Origin of the sequence: Pseudomonas sp. GM49 (assembly GCF_000282355.1) — a bacterium.
GTDB lineage: Bacteria > Pseudomonadota > Gammaproteobacteria > Pseudomonadales > Pseudomonadaceae > Aquipseudomonas.
Map to the genome: position 1 here is coordinate 1 of NZ_AKJL01000209.1, position 12,801 is coordinate 12,801.

Below are 12,801 nucleotides of genomic sequence, written 5' to 3' on the forward strand. Positions count from 1 at the left end.
GCTGGGGGACTACAACGGCTACCTGCCGATGGAGCCCGGCGTCATGAGCCTGTGTGAATCGGCGTTGCAGGACTTCGCCGCACTGGGTTGCAAGGTCGAGGCCTGCCAGCCGGATTTCTCAATGGAGCGCCTGTGGCAAACCTGGCTGGTGCATCGCCACTGGCTGGTGCAAGGCAGCCTCGGCGGGTTGTATGCCGATGCGCAAAAGCGCGAACACCTCAAACCCGAAGCCCGATGGGAAGTCGAGGGCGGGTTGCGTCTGACGGCGGCGGATGTCTATCAGGCCTCGGTCAGTCGCAGCGAGTGGTATCGAGCGCTGAACGAATTGTTCGATCGTTACGACTTCCTGTTGTTGCCCACCGCCCAAGTGTTTCCTTTTGATGCACAAACCCCTTGGCCGCGCGTTGTTGGCGGGCACGCCATGGACACCTACCACCGCTGGATGGAAGTGGTGATCGGGCCGACCCTGGCCGGGTTGCCGAGCATGAGTGTGCCGGTGGGATTCAACCCCGCCGGACTGCCGATGGGCCTGCAAATCATGGGTCGGGCCCAGGCTGACCTTGCGGTTTTACAACTGGCGTATGCCCATGAGCAGTTGACTCAATGGGTCAAGCGCTGCCCGCCCGGTTGTCTGCAAAATGCATGAGCCCAGCGGACAGGCCCGCATCTTGCTGCGCAAAGTGATCATCCATCTGCGCTTAGGGAGATCGAACCTATGGAGAGCAAGGCAGAAACCGGTAGCGTGCGTTCCGTCGAGCGCGCCCTGGCGATTGTCGAGTTGCTGGGTGAGCATCAGGCTTTGGGGCTGGAGGAGTTGCACTACCTGACGAGCCTGCCCAAGGCCACGGTGTCGCGCATGTTGCTGACCTTGCAGGAGCAGGGCTGGATCTATCGCGGCCTGAGCGACCGGCGTTATCGCTTGTGCGCCAAGCGCCTGTTTGGTGACAGCCAGCAGCGCTTCAAGCGGCGTCTGGTGGAAAACGCCGCGCCGCTGTTGCTGGCGTTGAGTGAGCGCACCGGGTTGGTGGCGGACCTGTCGTGCTTTGACGGCGAGCGGATCGAAGTCATGGAAAGCGCGATCCCCACGGTGCTGCGCAAGCGATACCCGAACAACTGCCAGATCGTCGGCCAGCACGCCAGCCTGTTCCATTCGGCCATGGGGCGGGCCTGCCTTGGCGAGCTGGACAGCCATGAAGTGGAGCGTCTGGCCAGCCGTGAGCGAATGACGGACGAGTCCCTGTTCAGCACCACTGAGCAGGCATTGCATCAAGGCTTCGGCCAGCGCACCGAGGGTTACTGGGAGTATCCGGTGCGCCTGCCGTTCCTGATTCGCGCGGTGGCCCTGCCGATCCGCACCGATGGCCGCCTAGTCGGCAGCATGGCGCTGCACTGGCCGATGGATCAGGCGCCGGTTGAGCGAGTACTCAACCTGCACCTCAACAGCCTGGCCACGACCATTGGCGATGTGCAGCAGGCGATGGCCTGATTTGGAACTTGTGGTGGTTTAGAGACTCAAGGCAACACATTTCTTGCAACCTGTGGCAGGCCGGTTAAGGTTCAGCACAGGTTTCTCTGCCTTACGAGTCTCTATGTTCAAGCGCTCCGCCCTCCGATCCCTCGTTTTTCTGCTGCTGACCGGTGCTGCATTGTCGGCCCGCGCCGACTGGTACCTCGATGGCGAGTCTTCACGCCTGTCGTTTGTCAGCACCAAAAACGCCAATGTTTCCGAAGTGCAGCGCTTTCTGGTGCTGCACGGCAAAGTCGATCCCCAGGGGCTGGCGCAGGTGGAAGTCGAGCTGGAGTCGATCAACAGCGGCATTCCGTTGCGCGATGAACGCATGCGCAAGGAACTGTTCCAGATCGACAGGTTTCCCGACGCCTTGATCACCACGAAAATCGATCTGCGCCCGATCAATGACCTGGCTCCCGGCGCGCAGCTGGAATTGCGCCTGCCGTTGACCGTCGACCTGCACGGCAAACAACACGAGTACCACGCCGAACTGCTGGCGACCCGTCTCGATGACCGACGCTTCCAGGTGGTGACCCTCGAACCGCTGGTGATCAACGCCGAAGATTTCGATCTGGCGCCCGGCCTGGAAACGTTACGCAAAATGGCCGGTTTATCGGCGATCAGTCTTTCAGTGCCGGTGAGTGCGGTGCTGATTTTCACGGCGCGTTGAGATGGCCGGAGCGATTTTTCCCTGGCGTGAAGGCAACCACTTCGAACTGCTGGTCGATGGTCCGCAGTTTTTCCCGCGCATGCTGGTGGCGATTGCCCGCGCCGAAGAACAGGTTGAGCTGGAGTTGTATCTGGTGGAGGCCGGCGCCTGTGCCGAAGCCATGGTCCAGGCATTGGTTCAGGCCGCCGAACGCGGAGTGCGGGTGCGCTGCCTGTTCGATGATTACGGCAGCCTCGCCTTCACCCTGACCTTGCGTCAGCGGCTGATGGCCGCCGGGGTAGAGCTGCGTTTCTACAATCGCCTGAGCTGGCGACGCTGGGTCGGCAACTTCTACCGCGATCACCGTAAATTATTGCTGGTTGACCAGAGCCTGGCGGTCGTCGGCGGCACGGGTGTCACTGACGAGTTCTGGACCCCGGGGGAAGACGTCAGCGAATGGCACGAGGTGATGGTGGAAATCACCGGGCCGCTGGTGCTTGACTGGCAGTTGCTGTTCGACCGGCAATGGATCGCCAACCGCCATCGTCGCGCCTGGCGACCCGCCTCGCATTTCGGTTTGCCGCGCCTGCCGCGGGTGCCGTCCATGGGCGAGGGAATGGGCCGGGTGGCCTATGCCGACGCCCGCCAGCACCGGGACATTCTGCAATCGCTGGTACGCGCCTTGAACAGCGGCCATCGACGAATCTGGCTGGCCACGCCGTACTTTCTGCCGACCTGGAAAGTTCGCCGTTCCCTGCGCCGGGCGGCTGCCCGTGGCGTCGATGTGCGGTTGCTGCTGACCGGACCTCGTACCGATCACCCGTCAGTGCGCTACGCCGGGCATCGTTATTACCCGCGACTGCTCAAGGCCGGGGTGAAGATTTTCGAGTACCAGCCGTGTTTCCTGCACCTGAAAATGGTCCTGATCGATGACTGGGTGAGCATCGGCTCGTGCAACTTCGATCACTGGAATCTGCGCTTCAACCTGGAAGCCAACCTGGAAGCCCTGGACCCCGGATTGACCCGAGCGGTAGCCGCGAGTTTCGAGCGCGACTTCGCCCAGAGCCAGCAAGTCAGCCTGGAGGAATGGAAGCGCCGGCCACTGTGGCGGCGAGTCAAGCAGCGGGTGTGGGGATGGGTGGATCGGGTGGTGGTGAATCTGCTGGATCGGCGCGGTTGATCCCAATCTTCTGAACACTGAAAACCCTGTGGGAGCAGCCGGTCGACGCTCGATTGCTCGCGATGGCGGCCTGACAGTCAACAATGATGTTGAATGTTATGGCCTCATCGCGAGCAAGCTCGCTCCCACAGGGTTGTGCGGTGTTTGATTAATTACAGCAACTCAAAACTCTGCTGCGTCACGTCCTGGGAATCCAGGCCGATCTGCACGTTGAACTTGCCCGGTTCCGCCGCGTACTTGAGCTGGGTGTTGTAGAACTTCAGGTCGTCCTCGGTGATGGTGAAGTGCACGACTTTCTGCTCGCCAGCCTTGAGCATGACTTTCTGGAAGTTCTTCAGTTCCTTGATCGGGCGGATCATCGAGCCGGCCACATCCTGGATGTACAACTGCACCACGGTTTCGCCGTCGCGCTTGCCGGTGTTTTTCACCGTGACGCTGGCGTCGAGCTTGCCGGTCTTGTTCAGCGTGGTCGACGACAGGGCCATGTCGCTCAGGCTGAACTCGGTGTAGCTCAGGCCATAGCCGAACGGGTACAGGGGACCTGTGGTGTCATCGAAATACTGCGAGGTGTAGTTGCCTGGTTTGCCCGGTGTGAACGGCCGGCCAATGGTCAGGTGGTTGTAGTAGGTCGGAATCTGGCCGACCGAACGCGGAATACTGATCGGCAGTTTGCCCGACGGGTTGTAGTCGCCGAACAGCACGTCGGCGATGGCATTGCCGCCCTCGGTGCCGGTGAACCAGGTTTCCAGGATCGCGTCAGCCTGTTCTTTCTCTTCGAGGATCGTCAGTGGACGACCGTTCATCAACACCAGCACCAGCGGTTTGCCGGTGGCTTTCAGGGCACGGATCAGCTCGCGCTGGTTTTCCGGGATGTTCAGGTCGGTGCGGCTCGACGATTCGTGGGACATGCCACGGGATTCGCCGACGGCGGCAACGACGACATCCGCATCCTTGGCCGCTTTCACCGCTTCGTCGATCAGCACGTTCGCCGGGCGTGGGTCATCCACCACTTCCGGGGCGTCGAAGTTGAGGAAGTTCAGGTAACCGAGGATTTTCGGGTCGCTGGTGATGTTGGCGCCACGGGCGTAGATCAGAGTCGATTTGTCGCCCAGGGCGTTGGTCATGCCGTCGAACAGGGTCACCGATTGCGCCGGCTTACCTGCGGCGGCCCAACTGCCCATCATGTCGATTGGCGCCTTGGCCAGCGGGCCGACCAGGGCGATTTTCGCGGTTTTCTTCAGCGGCAGGGTTTCGTTCCGGTTCTTCAACAGTACCTGGCCGCGACGCGCCACATCACGAGCCTCGGCGCGGTGCAGGCGGCTGTCGGCGTAGGTATCGGCCGGGTCATCCTCGGCCTTGCCGATGCGCAGGTACGGGTCCTTGAACAGGCCCATGTCGTACTTGGCGTCGAGTACCGCACGCACAGCGTTATCGATGTCGCTCTGCTGGATTTCGCCGGACTTCAGCAGCCCGGGCAGCTCTTTGCCGTACAGGGTGTCGTTCATGCTCATGTGAATGCCGGCCTTGATCGCCAGCTTCGCCGCTTCGCGACCGTCGGCGGCGACGCCGTGCTTGATCAGCTCGAAAATCGCCCCGTGGTCGCTGACCGCCAGGCCCTTGAAGCCCCATTCCTTGCGCAGCAGGTCGTTCATCAGCCAGGTGTTGGCGGTGGCCGGCACGCCGTTGATCGAGTTCAGCGCGACCATCACCCCGCCAGCGCCGGCATCGATGGCGGCGCGGTACGGCGGCAGATAGTCCTGGTACATCTTGACCGGGCTCATGTCGACTATGTTGTAGTCGCGGCCACCCTCGACCGCGCCGTACAGGGCGAAGTGCTTGACGCTGGACATGATGCTGTCGGCTGCGTTCGCGCCGGTGCCCTGAAACGCCTTGACCATCACGCCGGCAATCCGCGACACAAGGTACGTGTCTTCGCCGAAGCCTTCGGAGGTGCGGCCCCAACGCGGGTCGCGGGAGATGTCGACCATCGGCGCAAAGGTGATATCGAGGCTGTCAGCCGCGGCTTCCTTGGCGGCGATGCGCCCGGACAGACCGATGGCGTCCATGTCCCAGCTCGAGGCCAGGGCCAGCGGGATCGGGAAAATGGTGCGGTGGCCGTGGATCACGTCGTAGGCGAAGAACATCGGGATCTTCAGGCGGCTGCGCATGGCCGCGTCCTGCATCGGACGGTTTTCCGGGCGGGTGATCGAGTTGAACGTACCACCGATGTTACCCGCCGCGATTTCCTTGCGGATCATCTCCCGGGGCATTTCCGGGCCGATGCTGATCAGGCGCAGCTGGCCGATTTTTTCATCGAGGGTCATTTGCTTCATCAGGTTGCTGATGAAGGCGTCCTTGTTCTCCAGAGGTGCGGGGGTCGTGGCGGCCAATACGTTATGACTGGCCAGGCTGACGAACAGGCCCAGCAAACACAGCTTCTTCATGAATAGTTTTCTCAAGGGCCCAAACGGCGATGCACACGCCGGCCAGCCAAAATTTAGGGAGCGACTATTGTTGTTCGGATGCAGGCTCGGAATACGACAGCCAAATGGCGGTTACGTTTTCGCGCAGGGCCTCTTTTTAGCCCATTGGCCCGTTGCAATCCAGAGGCGCGGGCGATTATGCCCCAAGAGCCGGCTCAGAAGGATTCACGGTCGGTTTTTTCATGAAATGTACAAGGGAGCATCATCCTGATGAATGCAAGTCCAACCTACCGATCGCGCCTGCAGGTCGCCACGCTGCTGATGCTGGCCACGTTGCTGACCGCCTGCGGCATCAACAACATCCCGACTCTCGACGAACAGGCCAAGGCCGCCTGGGGTCAGGTGCAGAACCAGTATCAGCGGCGCGCCGACCTGATCCCCAACCTGGTGGAAACCGTCAAGGGCTACGCCAAACATGAAGAAGAGACACTGACGGCGGTTATTGAGGCCCGGGCCAAGGCCACTTCGATCCAGGTGGATGCCTCGACCCTCGACAACCCGGAAAAACTCAAGCAGTACCAGCAGGCCCAGGATCAGCTCAGTGGCGCCTTGAGCCGGTTGATGGTGGTCTCCGAGCGTTATCCGGACCTCAAGGCCAACCAGAATTTTCTCGCCTTGCAATCGCAGCTTGAAGGCACCGAGAACCGGATCAGCGTGGCCCGGCGCGATTTCATCCTCGCAGTGCAGAAATACAACACCGAGATCCGCACCTTCCCCGGCCGTTTGTGGCACAGCGTGATGTACAGCAACCTGCCGGTGCGCGAGACCTTCGAAGCCACACCGGGTTCGGAAAAGGCCCCAGAGGTCAAATTCTGAAAAGCGGTCATCGGCGTCACCACGCAAGAGGTTGCCAATGCGCGTCCTGAAAACGGGCCTGTTGCTTTTATTATGGGTGGTGGCGATCACGGCCCGCGCCGAGCTGAGCTTCCCGGCGCTGACCGGGCGGGTGGTCGACAACGCGCAGATGATCAAGCCATCGGTGCGCCAGCAGCTCACCCAACAACTTCAGGCCCATGAACAAGCCACCGGCGAGCAGCTTGTGGTCGTGACTTTGCCGGATTTGCAGGGTACCGACATCGCCGACTTCGGTTACCAACTCGGCCGCCACTGGGGCATCGGGCAGAAGGACAAGAACAACGGCGCCTTGCTGATCGTTGCCCGGGACGAGCGCCGGCTGCGTATCGAAGTCGGTTACGGCCTGGAGGATCGCCTGACCGATGCCCAGAGTTCGGTGATCATCAATCAGGTCATCACCCCGGCGTTCAAGACCGGAAATTTCAGTAAAGGCATCAGTGACGGCGTGGCGGCGATGCTGGTAGTGCTGGGCGGCAACCCCTTGGACGAACCTTCCACGGCGTATGAATCCAGAGGCGATCCGGGGGACGATTTTGTCTCGCGGCATCCCGGGTTGTTGGTGTTTTTGCTGATGTTGTTCATCCTGACTGTTTTTGTGTGCCAGATGCTCGGTATCCTTCCCGCCGGCCGGGGCGGCTCGGGTGGATCCGGGGGCGGCTTTGGCGGTGGTGGATTTGGCGGCGGCGGTGGAGGTGGAGGCTTCAGCGGCGGCGGGGGCAGTTTCGGCGGGGGCGGTTCGTCCGGCGGCTGGTGATAATAAAAATGAGCAGGCAATTCACGACATGGCATTACTGACTGAACACGAGCAACGCAAAGTGGCCGAGGCCATTGCCCGGGTCGAGCGCGACACCGATGCAGAACTGGTAACCGTGCTCGCGGCCCGCGCCGACGACTATGCGTACATCCCGTTGCTGTGGGCCAGCCTGCTGGCGCTGCTGGTGCCGGGCATCGTGCATTACTTCACCGGTTGGCTGACCCTGCACAGCCTGCTGCTGGTGCAATGGGCCATCTTCATCGTGCTGTGCCTGGTGTTCCGCCTGCCGAAAGTCACCACCCATCTGATCCCGCGCTCGGTGCGCCACTGGCGCGCCTCGAACCTGGCGCGCCGGCAGTTCCTGGAGCAGAACCTGCACCACACCGAGGGCAGCACCGGCGTGCTTATTTTCGTTTCCGAGGCCGAGCGTTATGTGGAGATCCTGGTGGATGAAGGGATTTCCAGTCGCCTGGACAACAAGAACTGGGACGCGATCGTCGCCACGTTTACCCGGCAGGTGAAACAGGGGCAGACACTGCAGGGGTTCGTCCAGTGTATCGAAGCCTGTGGCGAGCTGCTCAAGGTGCATGTGCCAGTGACCCACGTGCGCAATGAGTTGCCGAACCGGTTGGTGGTGCTCGGCTAAGACTTTTCATCGCATTGTGTAGCGCTCGTCGCTACAACTCCCGTTGATTGTCCGGGTTCGGCCTGGTCGTCAGTATTTCTCTCTAACAGTGGACGCCCAGCGACGGGTGTTCCCGCGAAGAGGGATTCTTATGACAACCCGACAATCGATTGACTCTTTGGCACGGGTAGCGCCTGGCGGAGAGGGAAGTACACCAACGGCGAAGCTGACGGCGAAAGAAACTCAAGTCCTGATGTGGTGTTTCAAGGGCAAGACCTCCTGGGAAATCGCCAGGATCGAGAATTGCACGGAGTCTACCGTCAATTTTCACTTCGCCAATATCCGCCGAAAGTTCGACGTCAGCTCTCGCACTTGCGCCTTGCTCAAGGCGATCGAGTCGGGAGCGATCATCGTGGACTCGGTCGTTGCGCGAGGTGTGCATGAGCCTGACTGATTCGACCTACAACGGTATCAGTGGGCTCATGCTGGGAATGGGGATTGCATCGCTGCCAGTCGTTAATGGAGAGGTACTGTTCGGCGCAATGCTCGGCGCATGGCTGGTCACTACTGCCCGCAATAACTTCAAGACCTGGCAGCGCATCGGTTCCTTGTTGCTGTCTGCCGGTGTCGGATACCTCTTTACGCCTGTCGCACATCCGCTGGCGCCTTTTCTGACAGAAGGCGTAACAGCCTTTTTTTGCGCGCTGATCGTTATTCCCATCAGCCTCAAGCTCATGCAATGGATCGATGGCGCCGGTATCGGCGAAATCATTCGACACTTGAGAGGGCGCAAATGATGGTCCGTGAATGGGTTGTCCAGGTGTATTCAGGGTGGCGTGTTATCAGCGCATTTCTACCTGTTGCCCATGGCACGTCTTCAAGCAATGAAACTTCGGATTACATAGGTCATCAAGTTTCATTCGAAGGTTTGAGTGTTGCCAGAATAGAGGCCATTTCGCAAAGCCTGAGTTCCATATCACGCAGTCGTTGCTTTTCCTCCAATGCGTTTTGTATGGCGCAGCGATCATCTTCGTCGAGCAACCGCCAGAGCGCGAGAATGGTGTTTTCCCGTATTGTGTTTTCCTGACTACCCTCCGGGGAATCAGTAACGGTTTGTCTCAGGATCGGTCCTTCACCCAGCAGCAACCAGTCAAGGGAGATCCCCCGGGCTTGAGCGATTTCTACGCATAATGAGTATGGCGTGCTGTCGCGGCCTCGCCAGCTACTAAGGGTTTGCGGGCTGATCTGTAAGGCGGAAGATAAAGAAGCATCGGTTTTTGTACCCGTAACTTGCTTTAGTCGAGCCAGAACAGCTTGTGATTTTTTGCTACGCAATTTGAGCCTCTTCCTTTTGACATATGCTTTTTGAGTGCCTAATTTATGCGTAATGAGTACTTTTTTTCTTGTAAGTAATCAATCATCAAAGATGAGTCAGAAGAATACGATGACGAAACTTCCTAATGGTATCAGGGTGATTTCCTACGAGCATGGCTCGAACCCATTACGCGTCTGCCCGATGCACTTCCTTATGTCTGGCAGACACTGTTCGCAAGGCCGGAGCACCGCGATGAATGTCTCAAACAGTATTGCGTTTGATCAGGTTGATTGCCACCCAATGACCACCGGGAATCCAGTATGAGTACTTATAAAATGGTGTGCCCGCACTGCTTGAACAGGATGCGCATCCGCACCAGCGAGGGCCGACATATTTTTCTGCGGGTGGCGTATTTGCAATGTACGTCGGAAGCGTGCGGTTGGTCGGTACGTGCCGAATTTGAAATGACCCATGAACTTTCGCCCAGTGGCATGCCCAATCCGGCCGTACGCCTGCCTTGCGCCGGACCCGATTTGCGCCATGCCGCCCGGCCTGCTGCAGTCAATCCTGCAACGACAGAAGTAGCGCAGGAGACGTAAGCATGAAGGTCATCGATGAAAATGCAGATCTGAATGAGGAGCTATTGGATATTGCCCAGGCGTTTCTGGGGCGTCATGAAAGTGAAGGGGGGATCGATGATCAAGTCCTGTTTTGTCGTGCGGTGAAGCATCTGCAGAATATGGATGTACCGATGCACCTGGCAGAAAGGCTGGTTAGCCGTGCCTATGGCGTACTCAAGTCGTGCAACGACCGTCGGCGCCTGGACATCGATGCCAGTTCCGAAACGGTCGCCGTGGTGACTGACCCTGCCAATGGCCTGACCTGGGCGGTGCCAGTGGGGCTGATCGTCAAACACATCATTAACTCGCCGAACAGCCGCAGGCTTCGCCTGGTGGAACCCTGAGGTTTCAACGGTTATATAGAGGTCCTGGGCTGAATGACTGGGACCTGCCACAAAATAACCCCGTGCCCAAAGTCCTCGTCCCCCTTAAAATACCGGCATTCTCCGATTTGCATCGCCTGAGGCCGTTTTTTCCATGTCCGTCACCGCCACTCCCGCCAGCCTCGCGCCGGATCATCACGCCCGGTTCATCGAACTGCTGCAAACCAGCCTCGATCAAAACGCCTTTATCAAACTGATACTGGCCAAATACGCCGGCGATGAAGCGGACCTGCAGCGGATCATCATCAAGCCGGTGACGGTCAAGGCGCAGGCATGCCTGTCCTTCGTCTACCGCTACAAGACTCGCGATATCACCAGGAACCTGCCGCTGGCCGAAGGCGTGGCGAGCATTGCCGGGCTGCTGCCGGCGTCGTTCAAAAATGCGCATTTGTTGTCGTTGACCGACGAAGCCCAGCTCGAATACAGCAAAAAGGGCAAGTCATCGCTGTTCAAGAGCAAACCTCAGCAATTGCGTGAAGTGCCATCCGCCGAGCACAACCGCGAGAAAAACCGCTTTCTGGACTTGAGCCGGCCGTTTCTCGCCGACCTTGGCGTGACCAACAAGCAGCATGAACTGATCCCCGCGATGTCACGCAAGTGGAAGCAGATCAACAAGTTCATCGAAGTGTTCAGCCATGCGCTGACCTCGTCGCCCCTGGCGCTGGACAAACCGGTGCGTGTGGCGGACTTCGGGTCGGGCAAGGGCTACCTGACCTTCGCCATCCATGACTACCTGCGCAACACCTTGAAGGCCGAAGGCGAGGTGACCGGCGTCGAGCTGCGTGAAGACATGGTCACCTTGTGCAACACCGCTGCCGCCAAGCTTGAGCACCCCGGCCTGGTGTTCAAGTGCGGTGACGTGCGCAGCGTGGCGCCGAGCGAACTGGACGTGATGATCGCCCTGCATGCCTGCGACATCGCCACCGATTATGCGATCCACACCGGCATCCGCTCCGGCGCCTCGATCATCATGTGCTCGCCGTGCTGCCACAAACAGATCCGCCTGCAAATCCAGAGCCCGGCGCTGCTCAAGCCAATGCTGCAATACGGCTTGCACCTGGGCCAGCAGGCGGAGATGGTCACCGACAGTTTGCGTGCGTTGTTCCTTGAGGCCTGCGGCTATGAGACCAAGGTGTTCGAGTTCATCTCACTGGACCACACCAACAAGAACAAGATGATCCTGGCGGTCAAGCGCGCTGAGCCGGTGGCCCCGGCTCAGCTGCTGGCGAAGATCCAGGAGCTGAAGGATTTCTATCACATCAGCGAGCATTGTCTGGAAACCCTGCTCCGGGCTGACGGCTACCTCTGATCCTGTGGGAGCGGGCTTGCTCGCGAAGGCGTTGGGTCAGTCGATATTGGTGTTGAATGTGGAGCCGCTTTCGCGAGCAAGCCCGCTCCCACATGGGGTTTGATTGCGGTCTTGCGGCCCAGCATCACCGTCACGATCACCCCGCCAGCAAACAGCCAGGTAATCGGCTCCACATGTTCACCGAAGAACAGCGCCGAGAAGGCGATGGTGAAGAAGATCTGCAGCAACTGGATCTGACTGACCCGGGCAATGCCGCCCATGGCGAGCCCGGCGTACCAGGCGAAGAAGCCGATGAACTGCGAAAACAGCGAGACATAACCGAAGGCCCACCAGGTCTTGGCGGAAATCTCGCCCTGATGTTGCAGCGCCAGATACACCACGGGGCCGATCAGCAACGGCGTCGACAGCACCAGCGCCCAGCAGATCACCTGCCAGCCACCCATTTCCCTGGCCAGTCGACCTCCCTCGGCGTACCCCAATCCGCCCACTGCAATGGCGCCCAGCATCAGCAAGTCACCGGCCTGAATACTGCCGGCACCGCTGATCAGTGCATAACCGAGTACCAGCGCACTGCCCAGTGCGGCGCAAGCCCAGAAGGCTTTCGAAGGCCGCTCATGGGACAACCACGCGGCGTACAGCGCCACGCACAGCGGCTGCAAACCGTTGACCAGCGCACCGTGGGACGCCGGCAAGGTTTGCATGGCCCAGGCCGACAGTACCGGGAAACCGAGGATCACCCCGGCCATCACCAGCGTCAGGCCTTTGACCTGCTTCCAGGTCGGCCATTTTTCCCGGTGCCACAGCAACAGCAAGGCTGCCGGAACCGCCGCAAACAGTGCCCGGCCCAGGCCGTTGAGCAGAGGGTGGAGTTCCTGCACGACGATCCGCGTGAAGGGCAGGGTGAGGCTGAAGATCACAACGCCGAGCAGGCCCAGGGCCATGCCGGTGTTTTCTCGCGAGGACATGATGGCAACCAGAGTTTTGGGTGATGGGGTAAGGCTCCATATAGCCATAAACCATGGGTTGTCCGCTGTTACAGCTAGGCACAGACTTATCCGTACAGTTGCGAACACACCTATGTGGCGAGGGGGCTTGCCCCCGTTGGGCTGCGCAGCAGC

At 59.8% G+C, this 12,801-nt stretch carries 15 protein-coding genes; 12 read left to right on the top strand and 3 right to left on the bottom strand.

Translation table 11 applies throughout. The features are described 5' to 3' along the window. From PMI29_RS10495 to PMI29_RS10480, 4 genes are all read left to right on the top strand, one after another. Nucleotides 1–646: amidase family protein (locus PMI29_RS10495; protein ID WP_033052521.1), on the top strand; the 646-nt coding region annotated here is incomplete at its 5' end. 69 nt (nucleotides 647–715) lie between these two features. Beyond that, on the top strand, nucleotides 716–1,486 hold the full coding sequence (locus PMI29_RS10490) for an IclR family transcriptional regulator (RefSeq protein ID WP_008000154.1): 771 nt from the start codon (nucleotides 716–718) through the stop codon (nucleotides 1,484–1,486). Nucleotides 1,487–1,589: 103 nt separating this feature from the next. Continuing rightward, the gene (locus tag PMI29_RS10485) at nucleotides 1,590–2,180 is read left to right on the top strand and encodes a YceI family protein (protein WP_008000156.1); all 591 of its coding nucleotides are present in this window, start codon (nucleotides 1,590–1,592) and stop codon (nucleotides 2,178–2,180) included. A gap of 1 nt (nucleotide 2,181) precedes the next feature. Then, a complete protein-coding gene (locus PMI29_RS10480; protein WP_008000158.1) occupies nucleotides 2,182–3,339 on the top strand; it encodes a phospholipase D-like domain-containing protein in 1,158 nt (385 codons plus the stop codon). A gap of 152 nt (nucleotides 3,340–3,491) precedes the next feature. Here PMI29_RS10480 and bglX read toward each other — a convergent pair whose 3' ends face one another. Beyond that, nucleotides 3,492–5,783 carry a beta-glucosidase BglX gene (gene bglX / locus PMI29_RS10475; RefSeq protein ID WP_008000160.1) on the bottom strand — a complete coding sequence of 764 codons (2,292 nt, stop codon included), beginning with the start codon at nucleotides 5,781–5,783 and terminating at the stop codon, nucleotides 3,492–3,494. A gap of 249 nt (nucleotides 5,784–6,032) precedes the next feature. Between bglX and PMI29_RS10470 the strand changes: the two genes are divergently transcribed. The 5 genes from PMI29_RS10470 to PMI29_RS10450 all read left to right on the top strand — a co-directional run bounded on the left by PMI29_RS10470 (nucleotide 6,033) and on the right by PMI29_RS10450 (nucleotide 8,853). Next, nucleotides 6,033–6,638 (top strand): LemA family protein, encoded by a 606-nt coding sequence (locus PMI29_RS10470; RefSeq protein WP_008000162.1) that lies wholly within the window; start codon nucleotides 6,033–6,035, stop codon nucleotides 6,636–6,638. A 37-nt stretch (nucleotides 6,639–6,675) separates the two neighbouring features. Next, a complete protein-coding gene (locus tag PMI29_RS10465) occupies nucleotides 6,676–7,431 on the top strand; it encodes a TPM domain-containing protein (RefSeq protein WP_008000164.1) in 756 nt (251 codons plus the stop codon). A 28-nt stretch (nucleotides 7,432–7,459) separates the two neighbouring features. Further along, nucleotides 7,460–8,077, top strand: a complete 618-nt coding sequence (locus PMI29_RS10460) for a TPM domain-containing protein (RefSeq protein WP_008000166.1) — start codon at nucleotides 7,460–7,462, stop codon at nucleotides 8,075–8,077. 130 nt (nucleotides 8,078–8,207) lie between these two features. After that, nucleotides 8,208–8,510, top strand: a complete 303-nt coding sequence (locus PMI29_RS10455; RefSeq protein WP_008000168.1) for a helix-turn-helix transcriptional regulator — start codon at nucleotides 8,208–8,210, stop codon at nucleotides 8,508–8,510. Continuing rightward, entirely contained in the window at nucleotides 8,497–8,853 is a 357-nt protein-coding gene (locus tag PMI29_RS10450) for a putative holin (RefSeq protein ID WP_008000169.1), read from the top strand. Before PMI29_RS10455 ends, PMI29_RS10450 begins: the two co-directional genes overlap by 14 nt. 112 nt (nucleotides 8,854–8,965) lie before the next feature. On the opposite strand, the gene PMI29_RS31275 is transcribed toward PMI29_RS10450, so the two are convergent. Continuing rightward, entirely contained in the window at nucleotides 8,966–9,391 is a 426-nt protein-coding gene (locus PMI29_RS31275; protein ID WP_177323281.1) for a helix-turn-helix domain-containing protein, read from the bottom strand. Between the two features lie 300 nt (nucleotides 9,392–9,691). Between PMI29_RS31275 and PMI29_RS31280 the strand changes: the two genes are divergently transcribed. The 3 genes from PMI29_RS31280 (at nucleotide 9,692) to PMI29_RS10440 (ending at nucleotide 11,683) form a co-directional block, all read left to right on the top strand. Then, nucleotides 9,692–9,970, top strand: a complete 279-nt coding sequence (locus PMI29_RS31280; protein WP_081501686.1) for an ogr/Delta-like zinc finger family protein — start codon at nucleotides 9,692–9,694, stop codon at nucleotides 9,968–9,970. A gap of 2 nt (nucleotides 9,971–9,972) precedes the next feature. After that, nucleotides 9,973–10,335: a hypothetical protein gene (locus PMI29_RS10445; RefSeq protein ID WP_008000171.1), complete on the top strand. Its 363-nt coding sequence runs from the start codon at nucleotides 9,973–9,975 to the stop codon at nucleotides 10,333–10,335. 133 nt (nucleotides 10,336–10,468) lie between these two features. Continuing rightward, nucleotides 10,469–11,683 (top strand): class I SAM-dependent methyltransferase, encoded by a 1,215-nt coding sequence (locus PMI29_RS10440; protein WP_008000173.1) that lies wholly within the window; start codon nucleotides 10,469–10,471, stop codon nucleotides 11,681–11,683. On the opposite strand, the gene PMI29_RS10435 is transcribed toward PMI29_RS10440, so the two are convergent. After that, entirely contained in the window at nucleotides 11,674–12,648 is a 975-nt protein-coding gene (locus PMI29_RS10435) for a DMT family transporter (protein ID WP_008000175.1), read from the bottom strand. The genes PMI29_RS10440 and PMI29_RS10435 overlap by 10 nt on opposite strands. Between the last annotated feature and the right edge of the window lie 153 nt (nucleotides 12,649–12,801).

Excerpts from the sequence above, each read along its gene's own strand:
- bglX (WP_008000160.1), bottom strand. The coding sequence starts at position 5,783 with ATGAAGAAGCTGTGTTTGCTGGGCCTGTTCGTCAGCCTGGCCAGTCAT.
- PMI29_RS10470 (WP_008000162.1), top strand. The coding sequence starts at position 6,033 with ATGAATGCAAGTCCAACCTACCGATCGCGCCTGCAGGTCGCCACGCTG.
- PMI29_RS31280 (WP_081501686.1), top strand. The coding sequence starts at position 9,692 with ATGAGTACTTATAAAATGGTGTGCCCGCACTGCTTGAACAGGATGCGC.
- PMI29_RS10490 (WP_008000154.1), top strand. The coding sequence starts at position 716 with ATGGAGAGCAAGGCAGAAACCGGTAGCGTGCGTTCCGTCGAGCGCGCC.
- PMI29_RS10440 (WP_008000173.1), top strand. The coding sequence starts at position 10,469 with ATGTCCGTCACCGCCACTCCCGCCAGCCTCGCGCCGGATCATCACGCC.
- PMI29_RS10465 (WP_008000164.1), top strand. The coding sequence starts at position 6,676 with ATGCGCGTCCTGAAAACGGGCCTGTTGCTTTTATTATGGGTGGTGGCG.
- PMI29_RS10485 (WP_008000156.1), top strand. The coding sequence starts at position 1,590 with ATGTTCAAGCGCTCCGCCCTCCGATCCCTCGTTTTTCTGCTGCTGACC.
- PMI29_RS10480 (WP_008000158.1), top strand. The coding sequence starts at position 2,182 with ATGGCCGGAGCGATTTTTCCCTGGCGTGAAGGCAACCACTTCGAACTG.
- PMI29_RS10435 (WP_008000175.1), bottom strand. The coding sequence starts at position 12,648 with ATGTCCTCGCGAGAAAACACCGGCATGGCCCTGGGCCTGCTCGGCGTT.
- PMI29_RS10450 (WP_008000169.1), top strand. The coding sequence starts at position 8,497 with ATGAGCCTGACTGATTCGACCTACAACGGTATCAGTGGGCTCATGCTG.
- PMI29_RS10445 (WP_008000171.1), top strand. The coding sequence starts at position 9,973 with ATGAAGGTCATCGATGAAAATGCAGATCTGAATGAGGAGCTATTGGAT.
- PMI29_RS10455 (WP_008000168.1), top strand. The coding sequence starts at position 8,208 with ATGACAACCCGACAATCGATTGACTCTTTGGCACGGGTAGCGCCTGGC.
- PMI29_RS10460 (WP_008000166.1), top strand. The coding sequence starts at position 7,460 with ATGGCATTACTGACTGAACACGAGCAACGCAAAGTGGCCGAGGCCATT.